Annotated in this window: 17 protein-coding genes; 7 read left to right on the forward strand and 10 right to left on the reverse strand. The window is 69.5% G+C overall.

Translation table 11 applies throughout. The features are described from left to right. The first annotated feature begins 32 nt into the window (after positions 1-32). The 7 genes from TX83_RS04450 to TX83_RS04480 all read left to right on the forward strand — a co-directional run bounded on the left by TX83_RS04450 (position 33) and on the right by TX83_RS04480 (position 9855). Positions 33-419 carry a DUF4150 domain-containing protein gene (locus tag TX83_RS04450; RefSeq protein ID WP_075574991.1) on the forward strand — a complete coding sequence of 129 codons (387 nt, stop codon included), beginning with the start codon at positions 33-35 and terminating at the stop codon, positions 417-419. A gap of 50 nt (positions 420-469) precedes the next feature. Beyond that, positions 470-1708 carry a type VI secretion system lipoprotein TssJ gene (gene tssJ, locus TX83_RS04455; protein ID WP_075574992.1) on the forward strand — a complete coding sequence of 413 codons (1239 nt, stop codon included), beginning with the start codon at positions 470-472 and terminating at the stop codon, positions 1706-1708. After that, positions 1705-3072 (forward strand): type VI secretion system baseplate subunit TssK, encoded by a 1368-nt coding sequence (gene tssK, locus TX83_RS04460; RefSeq protein WP_064746729.1) that lies wholly within the window; start codon positions 1705-1707, stop codon positions 3070-3072. The genes tssJ and tssK overlap by 4 nt, the downstream gene beginning before the upstream one ends. A 44-nt stretch (positions 3073-3116) precedes the next feature. Continuing rightward, entirely contained in the window at positions 3117-4358 is a 1242-nt protein-coding gene (icmH, locus tag TX83_RS04465; protein WP_064746730.1) for a type IVB secretion system protein IcmH/DotU, read from the forward strand. Between the two features lie 8 nt (positions 4359-4366). Further along, positions 4367-7981 carry a type VI secretion system membrane subunit TssM gene (gene tssM / locus TX83_RS04470; protein ID WP_064746731.1) on the forward strand — a complete coding sequence of 1205 codons (3615 nt, stop codon included), beginning with the start codon at positions 4367-4369 and terminating at the stop codon, positions 7979-7981. A gap of 50 nt (positions 7982-8031) precedes the next feature. Next, entirely contained in the window at positions 8032-9195 is a 1164-nt protein-coding gene (locus TX83_RS04475) for an FHA domain-containing protein (RefSeq protein WP_064746732.1), read from the forward strand. 285 nt (positions 9196-9480) lie between these two features. Further along, a complete protein-coding gene (locus TX83_RS04480) occupies positions 9481-9855 on the forward strand; it encodes a glyoxalase (protein WP_222423713.1) in 375 nt (124 codons plus the stop codon). 94 nt (positions 9856-9949) lie between these two features. Here TX83_RS04480 and recJ read toward each other — a convergent pair whose 3' ends face one another. The 10 genes from recJ to TX83_RS04535 form a co-directional block, all read right to left on the reverse strand. After that, positions 9950-11668: a single-stranded-DNA-specific exonuclease RecJ gene (gene recJ / locus TX83_RS04485; protein WP_064746734.1), complete on the reverse strand. Its 1719-nt coding sequence runs from the start codon at positions 11666-11668 to the stop codon at positions 9950-9952. Next, positions 11665-12615 (reverse strand): hypothetical protein, encoded by a 951-nt coding sequence (locus TX83_RS04490; protein WP_064746735.1) that lies wholly within the window; start codon positions 12613-12615, stop codon positions 11665-11667. The genes recJ and TX83_RS04490 overlap by 4 nt, the downstream gene beginning before the upstream one ends. Positions 12616-12631: 16 nt before the next feature. Then, a complete protein-coding gene (gene greA / locus TX83_RS04495) occupies positions 12632-13108 on the reverse strand; it encodes a transcription elongation factor GreA (protein ID WP_064746736.1) in 477 nt (158 codons plus the stop codon). A gap of 227 nt (positions 13109-13335) precedes the next feature. Then, complete coding sequence (gene carB / locus TX83_RS04500; protein WP_064746737.1) at positions 13336-16581, reverse strand: carbamoyl-phosphate synthase large subunit; 3246 nt, start codon at positions 16579-16581, stop codon at positions 13336-13338. A 7-nt stretch (positions 16582-16588) separates the two neighbouring features. Then, positions 16589-17035 (reverse strand): DUF6973 domain-containing protein, encoded by a 447-nt coding sequence (locus TX83_RS04505; protein WP_087960669.1) that lies wholly within the window; start codon positions 17033-17035, stop codon positions 16589-16591. Further along, positions 17032-17610 (reverse strand): YdeI/OmpD-associated family protein, encoded by a 579-nt coding sequence (locus tag TX83_RS04510; RefSeq protein ID WP_064746739.1) that lies wholly within the window; start codon positions 17608-17610, stop codon positions 17032-17034. The genes TX83_RS04505 and TX83_RS04510 overlap by 4 nt, the downstream gene beginning before the upstream one ends. Further along, positions 17607-18731: a glutamine-hydrolyzing carbamoyl-phosphate synthase small subunit gene (gene carA / locus TX83_RS04515; protein WP_064746740.1), complete on the reverse strand. Its 1125-nt coding sequence runs from the start codon at positions 18729-18731 to the stop codon at positions 17607-17609. Before carA ends, TX83_RS04510 begins: the two co-directional genes overlap by 4 nt. Positions 18732-19148: 417 nt before the next feature. Next, on the reverse strand, positions 19149-20084 hold the full coding sequence (locus TX83_RS04525; RefSeq protein WP_064746741.1) for a zinc metalloprotease: 936 nt from the start codon (positions 20082-20084) through the stop codon (positions 19149-19151). Positions 20085-20202: 118 nt separating this feature from the next. Beyond that, a complete protein-coding gene (gene dapB, locus TX83_RS04530; RefSeq protein WP_075574993.1) occupies positions 20203-20928 on the reverse strand; it encodes a 4-hydroxy-tetrahydrodipicolinate reductase in 726 nt (241 codons plus the stop codon). A 51-nt stretch (positions 20929-20979) separates the two neighbouring features. Continuing rightward, the gene (locus TX83_RS04535) at positions 20980-22914 is read right to left on the reverse strand and encodes a DUF3857 domain-containing transglutaminase family protein (RefSeq protein WP_064746743.1); all 1935 of its coding nucleotides are present in this window, start codon (positions 22912-22914) and stop codon (positions 20980-20982) included. Between the last annotated feature and the right edge of the window lie 99 nt (positions 22915-23013).

The raw sequence follows: 23013 nt of genomic DNA on the forward strand, positions 1-23013 counted from the left end.
TCTTCCTCCGCTTTCGCACCAGGGCCTCCGCCATGACCATGCCTGCAAATACGACATCAAGCGGATTCTGTTTCGCCATTTCGGTCAACTTCACCATCGTTCTAGTACCGGTTCCATTCCCGAACATGGGGCACCGAAGCAGCGCAGCGCCCAACGTCACGAATATTTTCATCGTCAACGCTTTGGCCTGCAATTTGGCCACGCTCATCATGATGAGCGTCGGCGATCAACAGGGCGTCGTGGGCGGCGTGGCTTCGGGCACTGTCGGATCGACCTGCCAGAACATCAAAGGCTCCAGCAAGGTGAGCGTCGGCTGTATGCCGGCCACGTGCCTATCCCATCCGACCAGGCAGAACTCCACCAATACCGTGGGCTGCGATGCGTCGCCTTGCCAGGCCAAGGTGTTTTTTTGCCCTTGAATCCATACCGGCTTTTTGCCGCCTATCCCTAGAAAACGATGCGATCTGCCATGAACCCGTTCGTGCGTCCGCTCTCGTTGTCGTTTGCGCTTCTGCTGGGCGGTTGCGCCGGCCTGAAGACTCAGGTCGCGCCGCCCTACGACCTGGACATCCGCGTCGCTGCCGACGCCAACCGCAACGCGCGCGGCGAAGCCGCGCCGGTGCTGGTCGCGATCTACGAGCTCAAGGCCGATACGGCGTTCTCCAACGCGGACTATCCGCAGTTGCAGGACGACGACAAGAGCGCGCTCGGTCCCGATCTGCTGGGCGGCGAGCAGTTGATCCTGCACCCGGGCGAGCAACGCCGCCTGCGCCGCAAGGGCAATGCCGAAGCGCGCCTGATCGGCGTCGCGGTCGGCTACCGCGAGCAGGGCAAGCCGTGGAAGGCCACGGTCGCCCTGCCCTCGGCCAAGGACAAGTACTTCCAGATCAAATCGGGCCGCCGGCTGCTCCAAGTCGATATCGGCGCCGGCGGGTTGCGATTGCTCGCCGACCGGCGCGATCGGCCCGAACCCGCGCCGCCGCGCGCGGCGCGCGCGGCGAAAGCGGCTTCGAAGATCGCAACTTCGATCGCTGAAACGGCCTCGAAGGCCGCTTCGACAACCGCCGGCGCCACTTCGACGATCGCCTCGACGATCTCCGCCGTCGCATCCAGAACCGTTCCGACCATCCCACCGGCCGCCTCGAAGGCGGTCTCGACGATCGCCGCCGCAGCGCCAACGGCCGTCCCGACGCCTGTGTCGCCGGCTTCGAAAGCCGCTTCGGCCATGAACTCGACATCAGCGGCGGCCACCTCGGCGATCGCTGCGGCGATCGCGAGGAAGCCCTCGCCGCCCGCCGCGGCGACCTCGAAGGCCGTTTCGATCATCGCCGAAAAGACCTCGAAAGCTGGCCCCACGGCCCCGGCGACCGCGGCGAAGACTGCTACGGCGGCGAAAGCCGCCCCATCGACCGCTGTAACAGCCTCGAAGAACGTCCCGCCGGCCGTCACGCCGACGCCGAAGTCCGCTGCCACGACGCTTAAGACCACCCCCGCCGCTGCCGCAGCGCCTTCCAGGACCCGACCGACGGCCGCCGCCCCCACACCGCAAAGCGGACCGAGCACCAAGCCCAAAGCCGGTTCTCGAGTGCGCTCGCGGTCGCCCGTGCCGGGCCAAGCGCAATCGCCCGCCAATCCGCAGACGTACCCGGCCGACGCCATACCCGCGCCCTCTCCCTCGACTCCATCCAGCCAGCGGAACCGCAAATGACCTCCAGCGAATCGCCGATCAGGGACGCCCATCTGGCGCGCAGCAAAGTCGTCTGGTCGGAGGGCATGTACCTGCGGCCGCAGCACTTCCAGCAGCAGGAGCGATACCTGGAGAGCTACGTCCAACAGCGTTGCCTGGGTCAGCAGGCTTGCTTCTGGGGCTATTGCGATTACGACATCGACCGCGACGCGCTCTCGCTCGGCAAGATCGTGCTGGCCTCGGCGCGCGGAGTGATGCCCGACGGAACGCCGTTCCAGTTCGCCGGCGGCCGCGAGGCGCCGCCGCCGCTGGACGTGCCGCCGGGTTGCCGCGACGAACCGATCGTGCTGGCCTTGCCCTTGCAACGCCCGGGCGGCGAGGACCTGATCCACGCCGACAATGAGCAATCGCTGGCGCGCTACACCGTGCATGCCTGCGACATGGCCGACAACAATGCGGTCGCCTTCGGGCCGGCCAGCATCCAGGTCGGCAAGCCCCGTTTCCGTCTGATGCCGGCCTCGCAACTGGGGATGGAATGGCAGTCCTTGGGGCTGGTGCGGGTACTCGAGCGGCGCAGCGACAATTCTGTCCGGCTCGATCCGCGCTACATCCCGCCGATGCTGAGCGCGAACCGCTGCGCACCGCTGGCCGGCTTCGTCAGCGAACTGCACGGCCTGCTCGAACAACGCGGCGAGGCGATGGCGCACCGCCTCTCCCATACCGGCCGCGGCGGCGTGGCCGAAGTGGCCGACTTCCTGCTGCTGGAGCTGATCAACCGCAGCATGGCCGACACCTGGCACGCACTGAACCTGGACGGCTTGCATCCGGAGCGGCTGTTCCGCGACTGGCTGAGGCTCGCATTCGATCTGTCCACCTACACCACCGCCGAGCGCCGCCCCGGCGTTCGCCCGACCTATCGCCACGACGACCTCAGCGCGAGCTTCGAACCGCTGATGGCCGATCTGCGGCGCTCGTTGTCGACTGTACTGGAACAGAACGCGATCGCGATCGAACTGCAGGAACGCGCACCGCGGGTGTGGGTGGCGCAGATCCCCAGCGTCGAGCTCATCCGCACCGCCGGCTTCGTGCTCGCCGTCAACGCCAGCGCACCGGCCGAGGTGGTCCGTACCCGCTACCCGGCGCAGGTCAAGATCGGCCCGGTCGAGCTGCTCAACGATCTGGTGCACCTGCATTTGCCGGGCATCGGCATACGCAGCCTGCCGGTCGCGCCGCGTCAGATCCCCTACCACGCCGGCTACCACTATTTCGAACTCGACACCGGCAGCGAGCTGTGGCGACAGATGGAAACCTCCGCCGGCCTGGCCCTGCATTTCGCCGGCGATCTGCCCGGCCTGAGCATGGAGTGCTGGGCCATCCGCAGCTGACCAGCCCGATTTTCCGCCCTCGCCTACACGACGGACTCCCCGCCATGAACCTGCTTGCCTTGGCCGCCAAGCCGCGCTCCGAAGCCGCTGCGCCGTCCATCGACGGCGCCGAATCCGCCCCGCCCGACCGCCAGGGCGGCAGCAACCCGCTGGTCGCCGCCGCCAACCCGCTGCTCGACCTGCTGCCGACGATCCGGCGCAGCAAACACCACGATTCGCCCGAGCGTCTGCGCGAATATCTGGCTGCGCAAGTGCGCCGCTTCCAGACCCGCGCCCAGCAGGCCGATATTCCGCTGGAAACCATCGTCGCTGCGCGCTACTGCCTGTGCACGGCGCTCGACGAGGCGGCGGCGCTGACGCCTTGGGGCGGCGGTGGCCTGTGGTCGGCGCACAGCCTTCTGGTGACCTTCCACAACGAAACCTGGGGCGGCGAGAAATTCTTCCAGCTGCTGGCCCGGCTGTCGCAGCAGCCGCACGCGCACCGGCATCTCCTGGAGCTGCAGTACTTCTGTCTGGCGTTGGGCTTCCAGGGCCGCTACCGCATCGTGCCCAACGGCCAGGCGCAGGTCGAGAACGTGCGCGAGCGCCTGCTCAAGCTGGTGCGCGAAACCGGCGCGCCCACCGCCGCGGCACTGTCGTCGAACTGGCGCGTCGACTCGCCGAAGCCCGAAGCGGCGCGGCGCTGGATGCCGGCCTGGGTGTGGCTGGTGCTGGCCGCGCTGCTCGGCTGCGGCGCGTACATCGGCTTCCTGACCGCATTGCAGAACCACAGCGATCGCACCTATGCGGCGATCAACGCCGTCTCTCTGCCCAAGCTCGACACCTTCGTACAGGCCACGCGGTTGACCGGCCTGCTCGCTGACCAGCTCGCCGACGACCGTATCTCGGTGGTCGACGAGTCCGACCGCAGCGTGGTCACGATCCGCGGCGACGGCCTGTTCGACTCCGGGTCCGCCCAGCTCAAGGACGGCTATCTGGCGACCATCCAGCGCATCGGCAGCGCGCTCAACAGCGCCGAAGGCACGGTACGGATCATCGGCCATACCGACTCGCAGCCGATCCACACCCCATCCTTCAATTCCAACATCGAACTGTCGCAAGCGCGCGCCGATGCGGTGCGCAATCTGCTGGTGCTGTCGCTGCAGCGCTCCAAGGACATCCAGGCGATGGGCCTGGGCGCCGAGCGGCCGGTCGCCGACAACGCCACGCCGGAAGGCCGCGCCCGCAACCGCCGGGTCGAAATCATTCTCCAGGCGCCGGCGCAGGCCGGGCAACCGCAACCCTGAGGTCCGTCATGTACTGGATATTCCGCATCTTCGGCCGGCTGTTCTCGATCCTGTTCTCGCGCGAACTGTGGCTGTTCCTGGCGATGCTGCTGGTGCTGGCGCTGATCTGGGCTTATGGGCCGGCGCTGGACATCAACGGCTGGCGACCGCTGGAAACCCGACTGTGGCGTTATGTCCTCAGCGGGGCGATCGTGCTGTATTGGCTGGTCCGTCTGCTGCGCCGCTGGCGTTGGTCGCAGACCGCCGGAGCGCAGGTGCTGGAGCGGGTGCGCCAGCCCGGCCGGTACAAGCGCGAGCCGGGCGCCCCGCGCGAGGTCGCTCCCGATCCGTTGCGCGCCGGTTTCGATGACGCCTTGCGCAAGCTCGCCGCCATGCCGTCGGAAGCGCACAGCGCGTGGGGGAGACTGCTCGACCGGATCAGCCAGCAGTATCGCTATCGGCTGCCCTGGTTCCTGGTCGTCGGCGGGCCCGACGCAGGCAAGACCTCGGCCCTGCTGCGTGCGGGGATCGACCTGCCCGACCCGGACGCCGACCCGGCCGGCCTGTTCTCGGATCACGCCGGCGACGGCGACTACGCCTGGCTGTTCTCCAATCAGGCCGTGCTGATCGACGCGCCGGGCCAGGCGTTCGACGCCGACGGCCGGGCCGACGGCGAAGCCGGCGACGGCCGCTGGCAGCAGCTGCAAACGCTGCTGCGCAAATACCGCAGCCGGCAACCGCTCAACGGCGTGGTGCTGACCGTATCCCTGCCGGCCCTGCTCGGCCTCGACGAGCGCGGCCGCATGCGCCAGGCGGTGCTGTTGCACCGCCGCCTGCTCGACCTGCAGGCGCGGCTGGCATTCCGGATTCCGGTGTATCTGCTGCTGACCAAGCTCGACGGTGTGCAGGGCTTCCGCGAATACTTCGATGGCCTCGACCGCAACGCGCGCGAGCAGGCCTGGGGCTTCGCCTTCCCGACGCAACTCTCGCCGGAGCAGGCGATCAAGCGTTTCGACGCCGAGTTCGGCCTGCTCGCCGACCGCTTGCACATCGGCGTGCACGACGTGCTGGAACGCGAGCCGGAACTCGACGATCGCTGGGCGGCGTACGTATTCCCGCAACAGTTTTCGACATTGGGGCCGGTGCTGAAGGAGTTCTTCGCGCGCGTGTTCGCGGCGTCGAAGTTCGAGTCCGGGTTGTGGCCACGCGGCGTCTACTTCAGCAGCGCCGCGCAGCATCAAGCGATCATCGACCGGGTGTCGGACCCCAATTTGCCGGGCCTGGTCGCCCTGCCGGCACGCACGCCGCGTCCCGGCGCGGGCCAGGGCTTGTTCCTCAAGCGCTTTTTTTCCGACGTCGTGTTCGCCGAATCGGGGTTGGCCGGCACGCATCCGTCATGGCGACGTCGCCATCTGTGGGGGCACGTCGCCGCCTGCGTGCTGATCGCCGCGACGCTGAGCCTGGCGGTATGGGGCTGGACCCTGTCCTACCGCAACAACCGCGGTTATCTGCAGGAAGTCGCGCAGCGCGCCGGGAACTTCGAGCGCACCTCGCCCAAACGCATCGCCCTGCCCAGCGGCGCGGTCCAACCCTTGTCGCCGTTGCTCGACACCTTGCTGGCCCTGCCGCAGAGCCCGGGCCTGGACACCGCCGCTCCGCCGCTGAGCTATCGCTTCGGCCTCTACCAGGGCGCGCGGGTGCAGGGCGCCGGCGACGCCCTGTACCGCCGCGCCTTGGTCGAGAAACTATTGCCGCAGGTCGCCGTGCGCCTGCGCGACATCCTCGCCGACGCGCCGGCCGAGGACGTGGAGTACTCCTACCAGGCCTTGAAGGCCTATCTGATGCTGTACGACGGCGAACACTACGACGCCGCCTTCCTCGCCGCCTGGCTCAACTGGAACATCGAGCGCAACTTGCCGGCGACGATCACCAGCGAGCAGATCAAGACCATGGAGGCGCACATCGGCCGCTTGCTCGAGCCCGGCGCGCTGCGCTCGCCGTACCCGGTCGATCGCGGCCTGGTCGACGCCACGCGCATGCGCATCACCCAGGTGCCGATCAGCCAGCGCGCCTATCAGCGCCTGCGCCGCAAACTGCTGCGCACGATCGAGATGGACCCGATCACCTACGTCAGCACCGGCGGCCCGCAGGCCAGCCTGGTGTTCCGCCGCCGCAGCGGACGCCCGTTGACCGAAGGCATCCCCGGGCTGTACAGCTACCGCGGCTATTGGGAGGTGTTCAACAAGCAGGTTTCCAGCGCCACGTCCGATCTGGAGAAGGACGATGCCTGGGTGCTCGGCGTGCGCCAGTTGCAGGGCCTGGACGACATCGCCCGGCGGCGCCTGGTCGGCGAGGTCAAGCGCGAGTACTTCAACGACTACGTCAAGGTCTGGGATGAATACCTGGACGATCTCAGCCTCGCCGGCAGCGAATCCTTGGCCGAAAGCATCCAGATCGCGCGGGTGCTGTCCTCGCCCGACTCGCCGTTGAAACTGTTCCTGCAATCGGTGGCGCGCGAGACCCAGCTGCTGCGCGGGCGCATCGGCGATCGGCGTTCCCTGCTCGGCCGGGCCCAGGAGGGCATCAGCCAGGCCCAGCAGGCATTGACCGACGTGTTCGGCGACGCGCTGCCGACTCGCCGCCGCCCGGTCGAGACCCAGCGCTATCTGGAAAGCATCGTCGACGACCACTTCGATCCGCTGCGACGCATGGTCGCCGGCAACGCTCCGGACGGCAGCGGCCCGTCGGCGCTGGACGGCACGCTCAAGACCATCGACGAGCTCTACAGCTATCTCAACTCGACCCAATCCGCGCAGGCCACCGGCAGCCCGCCGCCGCCGCCGGACGTGCTGAGCAAGTTGCAATCCGAGGCCGGGCGCATGCCGATACCGTTGCGGCAGATGTTCGACGAACTGTCCGGCATCACCACCCGCCAGGTCAGCGGCGTCGGCCGCAGCAGCCTGATCGGCAACGCCGAAGCCTCGGTCGGCCGTCAGTGCCGGCAGATCATCCAGGGCCGCTATCCGTTCGTGCGCGACGCCGAGCGCGAAGTCTCGGCCGAGGACTTCGCCCGCTTGTTCGCCCCCGGCGGGCTGATGGATGCCTTCTACCAGAAGCATCTGGCCGAGCGCATCGACATGGGCACCCAGCCGTGGTCGTTCCGCGACCCCGGCGCCGGCGCCGGCGCCGAGCCGATGGATGCCGCGCTGCCGCTGGCGTTCCAGCGCGCGGAGGTGATCCGCGACGTTTTTTTTCCCTCGGGTGAGCGCATGCCTTCGGTCCGCCTGCGGCTCACCCCGATCGACCTGGACCCCAGCATCGAACAGTACCAGCTGAATATCGACGGCCAGACCCTGCGCTACGCGCACGGCCCGCCGACCCCGGCGACCATGACCTGGCCCGGGCCGCGCGGCAGCGCGACCGCGCAATTGCAGCTCAGCCCCGGCACCGATGCGATCCGCACCGAAGGCACTTGGGCCCTGCACCGATTGTTCCAGCGCGGCCAGATCAAACCCGGTGCGGCGCCGGAGGATTTCGTCGTGTCCTACGGTTTCGGCGGCCGCAAGCTGTCGCTGCGGGTCAACGTCAGCGGCAGCCGCAATCCGTTCCACCTCGCCGAATTGGAGTCTTTCGTCTGTCCTTGAAGGCTGCGCGCCCTCGCCTCGCGAGCGCCGGCCCCTCCCCTGGAGTCGTCATGAAATTGATCCTCATCGGCCGGCCCGGCACGGCCTGCGAAAGCGACCGAGCGGTGCAGTTCGACCACGACGGCGGCACTCTCGGCGCCGCGCCCGATAACGACCTGGTCCTGAGCGCCGTCGACGGCAACGTCGCCCCACGCCAGGCCAGCGTGGTGCGCGGACGCGGCGAATGGCGGCTGCGCAACGAGGGCCAGCGTTTCGTCGTCGTCAATGGCCGCTGGCTGGAATGCGGCGCCGAGCGGGCGCTCGCCGATCATGACATCATCGAAATCGGCGATCACGTGCTGATGGTCGAAGACACGGGCCTGGCCAAGGAGGCCGCGGAAGCGGAGGTCCTACCGCCGCCGTCATCGGCCCCGGCCGACAATCCCTTGCGCGCCTACCCGGCCGACGAGCCCGGCGTGCCGGCATCGCCGCTGGACGAACGCGCCGGCGCCGGGCTGGACCCGGCCGAGCTGCTCAACACGCCGTTGGACCCACTGAGCCTGTTTCCCAGCGCCGGCCATAGCGTGGGCGGCACTGGCCTGGACTTGTTCGATCCCGGCGAACCGCTGTCCCCGCTCGACCCGACCGCGACGGCGTTCGCGGCCGAAGCGCCGCGCGCATCCGATGCCGGCTTCGGCCTGCGCGCGGTCCAGGACACGATGCCCGAATTCTCCGGGCCGATGCAGATACGCATCGCCGATCAGGCCGCGGCGGCCGAAGCGCCACCGCTGCGCGACGAGAGCGGACTCGCCGCCGCGTTGCAAGCGTTCGCGATCGAGACCGTACCGTCGGCAGTGGCGGACGAAGTTGCACCGCGCGGCGCCAGCGCGACGCCCGCAACCTCGTCCTCCGATGCGGCACAGCAGGCCGCCGGGCCGCACGAGAGCATGCCGTCCGAAACCACTCCGGCATCGACACCGCGGATAGGCGCGGCGCTGATCGCCTCGCTGGGGACACCGTTGGCCGCTCCGGCCGCCGCACGGTTCGCCGCAGCGCCGCCGGTTACGGCGACCGCCCCGGAGTTGGTCGAACAGCACTGCAGTCTGGCGCGCGCCTTTCTCGAAGGCGCCGGCGCCGACATCCATGTGGCCCAGGACCAATACAGCCTGGACTTCATGCACCGTCTTGGCGGGTTAGTGCGCAACCTGCGCACGCTGGCCGGCGCCGGCGGATGAATCCGCGACGCAAGCGCGGGCCGGACGGATCGGAGGCGTTCGGCTCGAACATGGGCGCCGGCGGGGCGCGATGCGAGGCGTGAGAGCAAGTCCCCCTGCCTCCTTTCAAAGGGAGATGGCTTGGGAGAACGACTTGGGTGGAGAGCGCTTGATCGGGTACCCGATAGCCGGTAGGTTCGGCCAACGTCGTCTTGCGTCGATCCGATCCGCTGCGATCCGGTCGCAACGCAGCATGAAGGCGGCATCCTTCGATGCGGCTTTTCGCGCCCGTGCATGGAGGCCATCGTGCCCACATTGAACGTTTCGGACCTGCGCCCCTTCATCCCGGCACAGGACTTCGCCCTGTCCAAACGCTTCTACGCCGCGCTGGGCTGGGATACCCGCGACGTCGACCGCGGGCTGGCCCTGGTAAGCCTGGGCGAAGAACAGCACTTCTACATCCAGGATTACTACCTCAAGGAAGTGGCCGAGAACACCATGCTGCACCTCACCGTCGACGACGCACCGGCCTGGCACGCGCACGTCGCCGCGGTCCTGCGCGACAGCGACTTCGCCCCGGCCCGAGTGCAACCGCCGCGCCGACAGGACTACGGCGCCAGCGTGGTGTTCGTGCACGACCCGTCGGGCGTGCTGCTGCATCTGTGCCAGTGGGATCGTTGATGCGGGTAGTCGACCGCGTCCTTCGATCCGCGTCGGCCTGCTCGTCGCTGGCGCGTGCGCCCACGGCGGGGCTGCAGCATGGCCTCGAGGAGACTTACAACGCCTCGCGATGGGTGACGACCAACTGCACCGCTTCGCCGCCGCGATAGTCGTCCGGCTCCAGCCGATATGCGATCCGCACCCACGACGGAGGTTTGTTGCCGTCCCAGCCGCCGAACTCGATCGCGTTCAGCCGCAGGCCGTCGCGGCCGAGTTCGAGCTTGAGGTGACGCTCGCCGATCACCCGCCACGACAGCACTTCGAATTCGCCGTCGAATTGCGGCTCGGGAAAACCCTGCCCCCAGGGGCCGCCGTCGCGCAGGCATTCGGCGTGGCGACGGTCGAACTCGGCCGGTTGCAGTTCGCCGTCGCTGAGGATGTCGGCCTGCAGCAGCTCCGGGGTCAGCAGGCGCTGCGCGCAGGCTTCGAAGGCCACCCGGAACGCGTCGAAAGCCTCGCGCCGCAGCGACAGGCCGGCGGCCATGGCGTGGCCGCCGAAGCGTTCGATCAGTTCGGGATGCCGCGCGGCCACGTCGGCCAGCGCGTCGCGGATATGGAAGCCCGGGATCGAGCGCGCCGAGCCGCGCAGTTGGTCGCTGCCGGGCTCGGCCGGGGCGAACGCGATCGCGGGGCGGTGCAGCCGCTCCTTCATCTTCGAGGCGACCAGGCCGACCACGCCGGGATGCCAGTCCTCGTCGTAAAGGCATACCGCCAGCGGCGCGCTGTGGGCGTCGAGGGCCACGCGCGCGAAGGCGGCCTGCGCCTCGTCGGTCATCTGCTGCTGCACCGCGCGGCGTTCGGCGTTGATCTCGTTCAGGGTGGCGGCGATCTCGCGCGCCTGGCGGGCATCGTCGGTAAGCAAGCACTCGATGCCGAGCGCCATGTCTTCCAGTCGCCCGGCGGCATTGAGCCGCGGCCCCACCGCGTAGCCGATGTCGGCCGCGGTCAGCCGCCGGTAATCGCGCTGCGACACCTCGATCAGCGCGCGCAGGCCGGCGCAGCCTTGGCCCGCGCGCAGGCGGCGCAGGCCGGCGGCGACCAGGGCGCGGTTGTTGGTGTCCAGCGGCACCAGGTCGGCGACCGTGCCGACCGCGACCAGGTCCAGCAGCGCGCTCAGGTCCGGGCCCTTGCCGTCGGCGAAGACGCCAGCCTCGCGCAGGCGGCGCCGCAGCGCCAACAGCACGTAGAACATCACCCCGACGCCGGCCAGCATCTTGCTCGGGAAACCGTCGCCGGGCTGGTTGGGGTCGACGATGGCGTCGGCCTCGGGCAGGCGCTCGCCGGGCAGATGATGGTCGGTGACCAGCACCTGCCAGCCGCGCGCGCGCGCCGCGGCGATGCCGGCATGGCAGGCGATGCCATGGTCGACGGTGACCAGCAGATCGGGCTGCAGCGACGCCAGTTCGTCGACCAGCGCGGGCGACAGCCCATAACCGTGCACGATGCGGTTCGGCACCGCATGCGATACGCGCTGCGCGCCGAGCATGCGCAGGCCGCGCACGCCGACCGCGCAGGCGGTGGCGCCGTCGCAGTCGAAATCCCCGACCACCAGGATATGGCGCTGCACCGCGATCGCCTCGGCCAGCAACTGCGTCGCCCGTTCCAGCCCGAGCAGTCCGTCGGGCGGCAGCAGCTGGGTCAGCTTGGGCTGTGCGCGGGCCGCGTCGGTGGCGCCGCGCGCGGCGTAGATGCGCTGCAGCAGCGGCGGAATGCTGTCGGGAAAATCGCCCGCGCCGATCGGCGGGCGGCGACGCAGACGCGCAGCCGGCTTCATTGCGCCGGCTCGGCGTCCAGCAACGCGCGCAACGGCTTGCGCCAGAAGCGCCAGCGTTGCGAACGCGCCAGTTCGAAGCGTTCGCCGTCGGCGAAACCCAACACGGCGCGGTCGATGGCGCCGGCATCCAGCGCCTGCCCGATCGGCTCCAGCCAGTCGCGCTGCACCAGGGCCAGGTCGCGCATCGCGCGCAGGTCGAACAGGCCGGCGCCCTCCCCGCCGCTCCATCGCGGCGGCAGCGCTTCGGCGCGCACGCCGGCCAGCGCGCCGAACGCGGTCAGCGCTTCATCGTCGCTGAAGACTTCCGCGTAATCGCTGCGCACGTGGTCGGGCAGCACGCCCGCGCCCCAGAACCACAGCGAATTGATCGGCGCCAGCCCGGCGGCGATACGCTGAGCGTTGTGCGGATGATTGTGCAGCACCACCTGCGCTTCGCTGAGCAGGCCGCGCCAGCGCCGGCCTTCGGCGCCGTCGCCCTCGGGCAAGTGCTGGAACAGGTCCTCGCCCAGCGCCTGCTCCGGCGAGGCGAAGCGCGGCAAGCGCGCCTCGCGCGGCAGGCACAGGTACCAGCGGCTCGGGCTGGGCGCGTCGATCGGAAAACCGGCGTCGCCGAACAAGGGCCGCAGCGCCGGCAGCAAGGCGGCGCTGTCGCGTTCGCTCAGCGCCAGGGCCTGGCCGTAGGCGAGCAGGCGCGCGCCGTTGATGTCCGGGCGCACGTAGGCAGGGTCGGCGCGCAGCCAGGCCGCATGCGCGGCGTCGCCGGCATCGCGCTGACGGGTCACCGCCGCAACCGGCCAGCCGCGCGGCAGGATGTCGAACGCGCGCGCGGCCTGATCGGCCGCCTCGACGCTACGGTCGGCGCGGCCGAGGCGGCGGCCGAAGGCCTCGCCGAAACGCTGGCCGCCGAAGCGCGCGCGCGCCGGCAACAGGACGGTGACGGAATTCATGCGCGCGGCGTCGGGCTCAGCCCTGGTAGCTGACGCCGACGATCTCGTACTCGCGGGTGCCGCCCGGCGCTTCGATGACGACGCTGTCGCCTTCGTTCTTGCCGATCAGGGCGCGCGCCACCGGCGAGGAGATCGCGATCAGGCCCTGCTTGATGTCGGCTTCCAGGTCGCCGACGATCTGGTAGGTCTTTTCCTCGTCGGTATCGACGTCGGCCAGTTCGACGATGGCGCCGAACACGACCTTGGAGCCGGCGTTGAGCTGGCTGATGTCGATGATCTGGGCATGCGACAGCTCGGCCTCGAGCTGCTTGATGCGGCCTTCGATGAAGCCCTGCTGTTCGCGGGCGGCATGGTACTCGGCGTTCTCCTTGAGGTCGCCGTGCGCGCGCGCTTCGGCGATCGCGTTGATCACCGCCGGCCGCTTGACCGTCTTGAGTTCGTCCAGCTCGGCGCGCAGACGCTGCGCGCCCTTCGCGGTCATGGGTGCTCTCATTGCCTTCCTCTCGCCGGACGCCGCCGGCCCATCGTGTGTGACTGTAACGGCATTGTGCCGGGAACAGGCCGGCTTGGCACCCCGCTGCGGGGCGCCTGCGTGGAACGTGTGACCGATCGCGGGGATTTGCGCCTCGCCTGCGCCGGCCTGGCCGGCCGCAGGGCGTTTCGCCGTGGCGCGTACGCCGGCGCGGACGCGCCGGCGAACGGCCCCTGTCGCGGCCTCGCTCAGGCCGCGCCGATCTGCGCGTGCAGCTCCTGCAGCGACCACACCGGGCCCTGGCCGCGGTAGTCGAGCGAGTTGACCAGGGCGCGCGCGCCCGACACGGTGGTCGAGTACGTCACCCGCTGCTGCAAGGCCTCGCGGCGGATCGAGAACGAGTCCGAGATCGCCTGGCGGCCTTCGGTGGTGTTGATGATGTAGACGATCTCGCCGTTCTTGATCAGGTCGACGACGTGCGGACGGCCTTCGGTGACCTTGTTGACCACTTCGCAGGCCACGCCGTGCTCGCTCAGGAAGACCTGGGTGCCGCGGGTCGCGACCAGGCTGTAGCCGCGGCGCACCAGCTCCTGCACCACCGGCAGCACGCGCTGCTTGTCCGGGTCGCGCACCGAGACGAACACCTTGCCGACCGGCGGCGCCTTGATGCCGCCGGCCTCCTGGGCGCGCGCCATCGCCGCGCCGAAGTTCTTGCCCACGCCCATGACTTCGCCGGTCGAGCGCATTTCCGGGCCGAGGATCGGGTCGACGCCCTGGAACTTGGCGAACGGGAAGATCGCTTCCTTGACCGAGTAGTAGTCCGGCACGATCTCTTCGACCGCGTCCTGCGAGGTCAGGGTCTGGCCGACCATGCAGCGCGCGGCGATCTTGGCCAGGGCCATGCCGGTGGCCTTGGACACGAACGGCACGGTGCGCGAGGCGCGCGGGTTGACCTCGATCAGGAAGATGGTCTCGTTGCCGTCGGCGTCGGTCTGGATCGCGAACTGGGTGTTCATCAGCCCGACCACCTTGAGCGCCTTGGCCAGCGCCACCACCTGCGCGCGCAGCTTTTCCTGCGTGGCCGGCGACAGCGAGTACGGCGGCAGCGAGCAGGACGAGTCGCCCGAATGCACGCCGGCCTCTTCGATGTGCTCCATCACCCCGCCGATCAGCACCCGGCCCTCGCGGTCGGCGATCACGTCGACGTCGACTTCGACCGCGTTGTCGAGGAAACGGTCCAGCAGCACCGGCGAATCGTTGGAGACCTTGACCGCGTCGCGGATGTAACGGGTCAGGTCGGCGTCGGAGTAGACGATTTCCATCGCCCGGCCGCCGAGCACGTAGCTCGGACGCACCACCAGCGGATAGCCGATCTGGCCGGCCAGGGCCAGGGCCTCGTCGGGGTTGCGCGCGGTGCGGTTGAGCGGCTGGGCCAGGCCCAGTTCCTGCACCAGCTTCTGGAAGCGCTCGCGGTCCTCGGCCAGGTCGATGCTGTCCGGGGTGGTACCGATGATCGGCACGCCGTTGGCTTCCAGCGCGCGCGCCAGCTTCAGCGGGGTCTGGCCGCCGTACTGCACGATCACGCCCTTGGGCTTCTCCAGGTCGGCGATCTCGAGCACGTCCTCCAGGGTCAGCGGCTCGAAGTACAGGCGGTCGGAGGTGTCGTAGTCGGTCGACACGGTCTCCGGGTTGCAGTTGACCATGATGGTCTCGTAGCCGTCCTCGCGCAGGGCCAGGGCGGCATGGACGCAGCAGTAGTCGAACTCGATGCCCTGGCCGATGCGGTTGGGGCCGCCGCCGAGGACGATGATCTTGTCGCGGCCGGTCGGCGCGGCCTCGCACTCGTCCTCATAGGTCGAGTACATGTAGGCGGTGGTGGTGGCGAACTCGGCCGCGCAGCTGTCCACGCGCTTGTACACCGGGCGCACCTTGAGCGCGCGGCGCAGGATGCGCACCGCGGTCTCGTCGGTGCCGGTGAGCTGGGCGATGCGCGCGTCGGAGAAACCCTTGCGCTTGAGCGCGCGCATGCGCGCCTGGTCGAGCGCGGCCAGGCCTTGCTCGGCGACTTCGCGCTCGGTTGCTATCAGTTCTTCGATCTGGTCCAGGAACCAGGGATCGACGAACGACAGCGCGTGCACGTCTTCCACGCTCAAGCCGGCGCGGAACGCGTCGCCGATGTAGAACATGCGCTCCGGGCCGGGCTCCTTGAGCTCGCGCTTGAGCCGGGCCAGGTCGTCCTCGCTGCCCAGGTCCAGGCCGGTCGGGTCGAGGCCGACCTTGCCGGTCTCCAGGCCGCGCAGGGCCTTGTGCAGCGACTCCTGGAAGGTGCGGCCCATCGCCATGACTTCGCCGACCGACTTCATCTGCGTGGTCAGGCGCGCGTCGGCCTGCGGGAACTTCTCGAACGCGAAGCGCGGGATCTTGGTGACGACGTAGTCGATGCTCGGCTCGAACGAGGCCGGGGTGGCGCCGCCGGTGATCTCGTTGCGCAGTTCGTCCAGGGTGTAGCCGACCGCGAGCTTGGCGGCGATCTTGGCGATCGGGAAGCCGGTGGCCTTGGACGCCAGCGCCGAGGAGCGCGACACGCGCGGGTTCATCTCGATCACCACGACGCGGCCATTCTTGGCGTTGATGCCGAACTGGACGTTGGAGCCGCCGGTGTCGACGCCGATCTTGCGCAGCACCGCGATCGAGGCGTCGCGCAGGCGCTGGTACTCCTTGTCGGTCAGGGTCTGCGCCGGGGCGACGGTGATCGAGTCGCCGGTGTGCACGCCCATCGCGTCGAAGTTCTCGATCGAACAGACGATGATGCAGTTGTCCGCCTTGTCGCGGACCACTTCCATCTCGAATTCCTTCCAGCCCAGCACCGATTCCTCGACCAGCACTTCGGTGGTCGGCGACAGCTCCAGGCCGCGGTTGACGATCTCGATCAGCTCCTCGCGGTTGTAGGCGATGCCGCCGCCGCTGCCGCCGAGGGTGAACGAGGGACGAATGATGGTCGGGTAGCCGACCCGGGTCTGGATGTCGAGCGCTTCTTCCAGGGTGTGCGCGACTTCGGCCTTGGGGCATTCCAGGCCGATTTCCTTCATCGCCACGCGGAACAGCTCGCGGTCCTCGGCCATCCGGATCGCCTCGCGCGAGGCGCCGATCAGCTCGACGCCGTACTTCTCCAGCACGCCGTTGTCGGCCAGGTCCAGCGCGCAGTTGAGCGCGGTCTGGCCGCCCATGGTCGGCAGCAGCGCGTCGGGCCGTTCCTTGGCGATGATCTTCTCGACCGTCTGCCAGTTGATCGGCTCGATGTACACGGCGTCGGCCATGTTCGGGTCGGTCATGATCGTGGCCGGGTTGGAGTTGACCAGGGCCACGCGGTAGCCCTCGTCGCGCAGCGCCTTGCACGCCTGCGCGCCGGAGTAGTCGAACTCGCAGGCCTGTCCGATCACGATCGGGCCGGCGCCGATGATCAGGACGGTTTTGATGTCGGTACGCTTGGGCATGTGATCCTCAGTAAAGTCGTTCCTGCCACGTCTCGGGGACGCGCCAGGTGATCTGGTCGGGCGATCGCGCATCGATCGCCCCGTGGTCGACCGCGGCGCGAACCTCGCGCTGCATCGCGGCCCAGGTCGGAGCGGCGGCGCCGAGGCGCGCGCCGATCCGGTTGTTGTGGGCGTCCATCGCCCGGCTCGGGTTGCCCTCGCCGCCCCGCTCCATCACCGCCGTGACCCAGTCCACGCAGCGCGGCGACAAGGTGTAGGCGACGACCGCGCTGGCCAGGCTGTGCCGGTAGGCATCCGCCGGGCCGTTGCGTCCGCCCGGCAGATTCGCGCCGAACCACTGCGCATACACCGCGCTCAGCACGAACGCCGGGTAGGCGGCGAGCAGCGCCAGCACCGCCAACGCGGGCCGGCGCCAGCGGCGTCGGCGCAACGGCGGCGAGGCCAGCGCGCTCACAGTTGCACCATCTCCACCCCGCAGCGGCTCAGGCTCTGCAAGCGCAGCCATTGCTTGGCCGTTGCGGAGGGCGCCGCGAACGGCGTCGCCTTGCCCAGCGCTTCGGCCGCCGGGCTGTCGAGATAGGCCAGCACCTGCTTCTGTTCCGAAGGCGACAGCGACTCGAAGAACGTGTCCAGCCCCGGGTCCGAATGCAGGGCCGCCGGCACCGAATCCAACAGCGCCTGGCGCGCGTGGGCGAAAAACTTGCGTCCGGCCGGGGTAGCGGCGAACCGCAGCACGTACTGCACATGCCGCTGGTCGCCGATGCTGGCCGCCATCGCCCGCCGCTGGTCCGCCTGCAGCACCGGCTGCAGCAGCCCGCGCACGCAGGCCTTCTGCGCCGGCGTGTAGCGGCTGTACTTCGGGTGGCGGGTGAAATACCCGTCGAAAATCCTGTCGATCGCCGCCTTGAAGCCGAGCACCTCCATCAGGCGCGCGGTCTGGGCATCGCTCGGCGGCACCGCCCACGCCATGGCCATCGGCGCCGCAACCAGCGCCGAGACCATGAGGGACAGCACCAGCGCGATTTTCATGCGGCCTGTTCCATCGACTGCACGAAGCGGTCGAACAGCGGCGACACGTCGTGCGGGCCGGGGCTGGCTTCCGGGTGGCCCTGGAAGCTGAACGCCGGTGCGTCGGTCAGGGCGATGCCCTGGTTGCTGCCGTCGAACAGCGAGCGGTGGGTCACCCGCACGTTGGCCGGCAGGCTGGCCTCGTCGACCGCGAAGCCGTGGTTCTGCGAGGTGATCATGACCCGGCCCGAGTCCAGGTCCTGGACCGGGTGGTTGGCGCCGTGGTGGCCGAACTTCATCTTCAGGGTCTTGGCGCCGGAGGCCAGCCCGAGCAACTGATGACCCAGGCAGATGCCGAAGGTCGGGATCTTGCGGGCGACGAATTCCTTGATCGCGGCGATCGCGTAATCGCAGGGCTCCGGGTCGCCGGGGCCGTTGGACAGGAACACACCGTCCGGATTCAGCGCCAGCACCTCGGCGGCCGGGGTCTGCGCCGGCACCACGGTGACCCGGCAGCCGCGCTCGGCGAGCATGCGCAGGATGTTGAGCTTGACGCCGAAGTCGTAGGCGACCACATGGAAGCGCGGCGGCGCGTCGACGAAGGCGTTGCGGTCCAGGTCGAGCTGGCCGGCGGTCCATTCGTAACGCTCGCGGGTGCAGACTTCCTTGGCCAGGTCCATGCCTTTCAGGCCGGGGAACTTGCGCGCGGCTTCGAGCGCCTTCTCGACATTGATCTCGCCCGCCATCAGCGCGCCGTTCTGGGCGCCGGTGTCGCGCAGCAGGCGGGTCAGCTTGCGGGTGTCGATGTCGGCGATCGCGACCACGCCGCGCTCGCTCAGCCACTGCGGCAGCGCGACCTGGCTGCGCCAGTTGCTCGGCCGGCACGGCACATCGCGCACGATCAGGCCCGAGGCCCAGACCTGGCGCGCCTCGTCGTCCTGGTCCGTGCAGCCGGTGTTGCCGACGTGCGGATAGGTCAGCGTCACCAGCTGGCGCGCATACGAGGGGTCGGTCAGGATTTCCTGGTAGCCGGTGATGGCGGTGTTGAATACGACTTCGCCGACGCTGAGGCCGGGCGCGCCTACGGAAACGCCCTCGAACACGGTTCCGTCTTCGAGGGCGAGGATTGCGGGTTGGGTCACGGGGGTCGCCTTGGCTGCCGAAGGATCTGATCCCGTGCGCGACTGCGGCAGAACGCAAGTTGCAGCAAAGCGCGGACGCGGTGCTGGACCGGTCCGGCGTTCGGGATTCAGGCGAGCCGGAATTGTAGCGGCGAAGGCCTCCGGGCGCCAGCGTTTGCGCAGCCGGATTCGTCCCGGGCCGGCCTCGGCGCGGCCCGATCGCGACCGCCGTTCAGGCGCTTGCGCGCGCCGGCCGCCGCGCGGCGGGCGCCCATACGGGCGCCCTCGACGCCGGCGCGGCCGGCCAAAAAAACCCCTCCCGGCTGCGCCCTGCCCCGTTCCGGCGAGGTTCGCGACGGCCCGCGCCGGCCGCCTCGCCGGCTCAGCCGGGGAGGCCCGGGCCCGCGCGGCCCGGGCCGGCGGCCGGTGCCACGGCGTTCACGTTCCCAGCGAGGGCTTGTAGGTCGCGACCAGGTCCTGCATGCGGATGCTCTGGTCGTCGGAGAACGTGTTCATGCACGAATCGTAGCTGTAATCCATGAAGTTGGTGATCGGGTCCAGGCCGCCGCCCGGGCAACTGTCGCGGCCGACCGGACAGCCGGAGCTGGGGCTGGCCTGCGGCGGCGTGTCGGCCACGTAGTCGCCCGGCTCGCTGCAACCGCCCTCGAAAGTGTGCTCCAGGCCGAGGTGATGGCCGACCTCGTGGGTGACGGTGTCGCCTTCGTTGTAGTTGGTCGAGGCGCCGCCCGGCAGCGAGGAATGCAGCACGACCACGCCGTGGCGCTTGGACGACTCGGGATAGCTGTCGGGCAGATAGGCGTAACCCAGGTAGCCGCCGGGCTTGCAGGTGTAGATGTTGACGTTGCGCGCCGGGTTCACCGCCAGCGCGTTCTTCATCTTCATCTCGTTGCTGAGGCAGTTGCCGTACCAGGTGTTGTTCTTGGTCCGCGTTACTCCGGCCAGGACGAACTGGAAGCCGCGCCCGGCGTAGGCGGCGTTGAGCACCTGCATCTGCTGGGCGATGCGCGCGTCGCTGACGTCGCCGGTGTTGTCGGTGCGGGTGACCACGTGGAACCAGACCGGCACGGTCTTGCTCGCGGCGCCCGCGCCCCACGCGCCGTTGCGCAACGGCGAGGCGGCGCGCAGTTGCTGCAGGCGGCGCTCGACGTCGCGCCGGCGTTGCGGCGTCGACGCCGGTGCGCCGCAGCGCAGGCCCTCGCGCTGGAAACCGTGTTCGTCGACGATCTGGATCAGCGGCTGGCGCTGGTAGCCGTCGGCGCCGGCCAGCACGGTTTCGACGTCGCCGGCGGCGGCCGGCCCGACCAGCAGCGACGCGGCGAAAGCACCGGCCACGAACATCCCGTTCTTGCCCATGATCTGCCTCCCGAAAAGTGAAAACGCCGCGGGTCCGCGGCGCTTTCACTGTGCTCCGGCGCCGGCTGCGCCGGCCGCGCGATTCGCGCCGCAGGCCCGGCACGGAGCGCGGGCGGCATCACAGATTGGGAAACATCAGCTCGGCCAGGCCGTAGCGCCCTGGCGCCTGGTGCGCCACCCGCAGCGCCGCCTCCAGCGCGCCGCGAGCGAAGATGTCGCGGTTGGTGGCGCGGTGGATCAGCTCCAGGCGTTCGCCGGCCGCGGCGAACTGCACCGTATGTTCGCCGACGATGTCGCCGGCGCGCAGGCTGGCGTAATGCGGCGCCGCGCCGCGACCGATCTCCGCCGCCGCGCCGAGGTGCAAAGCCGTGCCCGAGGGCGCGTCGAGCTTGCGGGTGTGGTGCGCCTCGATCACGTCGCAGTCCCAGCCCGGCAACGCAGCGGCGGCGCGCCGCACCAGTTCGGTCAGCACCGCCACGCCAAGGCTGTAGTTGGCCGCCCACACCACCGCGATGCCGCTGGCAGCCTCGTTGATCGCCGCGTTCTGGGCCGAGCTCAGGCCGGTGGTGCCCGAGACCAAGGCCTTGCCGCGGCGCGCGCACAACGCCAACACCGGGTCGAAGCCCTGCGGCAGGCTGAAATCGATCGCCACGTCGAACTCCGGCGCGCCGTCGAGCTCGGCGGAGGCGAACTGCGGCACCCCGTCGACCACCCGTTGGGTCGGCTGCGAACGCGAGAAGGCGGCGACGACCTGCAGGTCGTCGCGCTCGGCCGCCAGACGCAACAAGGCCTGGCCCATGCGCCCGGAGGCGCCGTGAATCAACAGTCGTAGGGGTGCGCTCATGCGCTTACGCTACCGGCTGCGCCGCCGCAACGGCAAGCGCAGCGGCGAGCTTCATTGCTGGTAGACCACCTGCGCCTTCAGGTTCGGCCGCACTTTACGCGCGAAATCGCGATAGGTCCGGTTGTACTCGTTGCTGCACACCGGACCGGCGGTCGCATCCTCGATCACCCGGCTCGCCTCCAGCACCTGGCCGTCGAGCTTGTAGCGCGCCACGTAGCTGGAATCGCCGGAGCGCAGGCTCAGGTCCGGCGGCACGGCGATGACCTTGACCGTCTTGGGGAACTCGATCCGGTAGATCTCCTCCGAGCGGCCGCCGCCGCAGGTGCCGTCGCCGGTCAGGGTGTCCAGCGCATCGGCGCCGGCGCTGCCGGTCAACGCCGACACCGGCATCGGATTGAAGAACAAGGGGCCGAGCGGGAACGCACCCGGCATCGGCATCGCTTCCTTGACCTCGAACTCGGCACGGTAGCGATGCTCGGCGCGCAAGGGCTTGGGGTCGTCCTGGGTGAAGCTGCCTTCTGCGGTGAGGCCGCTGGACTGGAACATCTTCTTGACCAGGCCCTTGGCGTCCTCGGCGCTGAGTTCGCGCAGGCCGGCGCGGCTGCTGATCGCCGGCAGGCCGGCCAGCTCGACCTCGACCTGGCCCTTGACCGAACCGTCCTCGAGGATGACCAGCCGGCTGACCATGCGCTGGCGGTTGCGCAGCGGCGCAAAGCCCGGTGTGCGTGCGGCCAGTTCCGGCCGGTCGATGCGCAGCACCGGCTTGCCGGCGACGACCGCCGGCAGCTCGCCGAAGGGAATGCCCTTGGCGGTCGCATCGACGTACAGGTCCAGCCCCGGCAGATAGTTCAGCACGTGGTTGACGCTGGCCACCACCGGCACCGACGGCAGGCTGTAGACGTTGCCGGCGTTGATCAAGGCCTGGGTCGATTCGATGCCCTTGGCCGACAGCAGCGCCTGCAGCAGGGTGGCGTGGTCTTTGCAATCGCCGAGGCGGTTATCGAGCACGAAGGCCTGATCGCGCGGCACCACCGCGCCCAGGCCGATGCAGTTGCCGCCGTAGTTGATCTGGGTCGACACCCATTCGTACAGCGCCTGAGCCACCTCGCGCGGGGCGGTCTTGCCGGCGGCGATCTCGTCGGCCAGCTTGCGCACGCGCGCGCTGGGCTCGGCCTTGGGCAAGGCCCGCGCGGCATAGGCCCGGGCGATGTCGGCGTAGCCCGGGAAGGTCGAGAACGCGAACCCCGGGAAGCGCTCGACCTGGTACACCGAGTAGTCGTGGGTCTCGTCCTCGACCGGCTCGCGGTTCTGGTAGCTCCACTCGATCAGGCGGCGGCCGCCGGCGACCTCATCGCGCACGGTTTTCAGCCCGCCGAAACCGCGCGCCTGCGCGGTCATCGCCGCCGGAGCGTCGATGCGCACGCGCACGTCGCCGTAGTAACGCTCGCTGCCGCCGAAACTTTCGATTTCGGAAAAATGCCCGTCGAACATCGGCTGGGTCGCGGTCAGGCGGTAATCGAGTACCACCGTGTCGCCGACCGCGACGTCGGGGAACACCACGCTGGTCGTGGCCTGGTCGGAAAACGCCGGGCCGCCGCCGGCGCGCCCTTCGTTGGTCTCGACCTGATAGTTCGACTTGGGCACGTCGACCCGGCGTCCGTCGGCCTTCTGGGTGTAGGCGGCGATCACGTCCAGGCGCTGCAGGCTGGCGCTGTAGCCGATCGAGCGGTGCTTGGCCGACTCGACCGCGCGCTCCTCCAGCACCTTCACCGCCATCTCCCGGCGTTCGGCATAGGCGCCGTTGGGTTCGACGCGGTAATCGACGTGCAGGCGCTCGATCCGCATCGGCTCGGCTTCGGCGGCCTTGGCCTTCGGCGCCTGCGCGGACGCGGCGGGCGCTGGATTCTGGGTCGTTTGTGCGCCGGCGGCAGCGGCCAGCAGGCTCAATGCGATCGCGGCCGACAGCCGCAACACGATGATAGGCATCCTTTCGTCCCCGTTTCCCTGAAAGACGGCGCCGGACCGCGTCCGCGCACCGCGCCGCGATGGCGGCGCGCCTGTTCTACCACATCGCCGCGACGCCGC

This window comes from Lysobacter antibioticus HS124 (assembly GCF_000336385.2).
GTDB classification, from domain to species: domain Bacteria; phylum Pseudomonadota; class Gammaproteobacteria; order Xanthomonadales; family Xanthomonadaceae; genus Lysobacter; species Lysobacter firmicutimachus.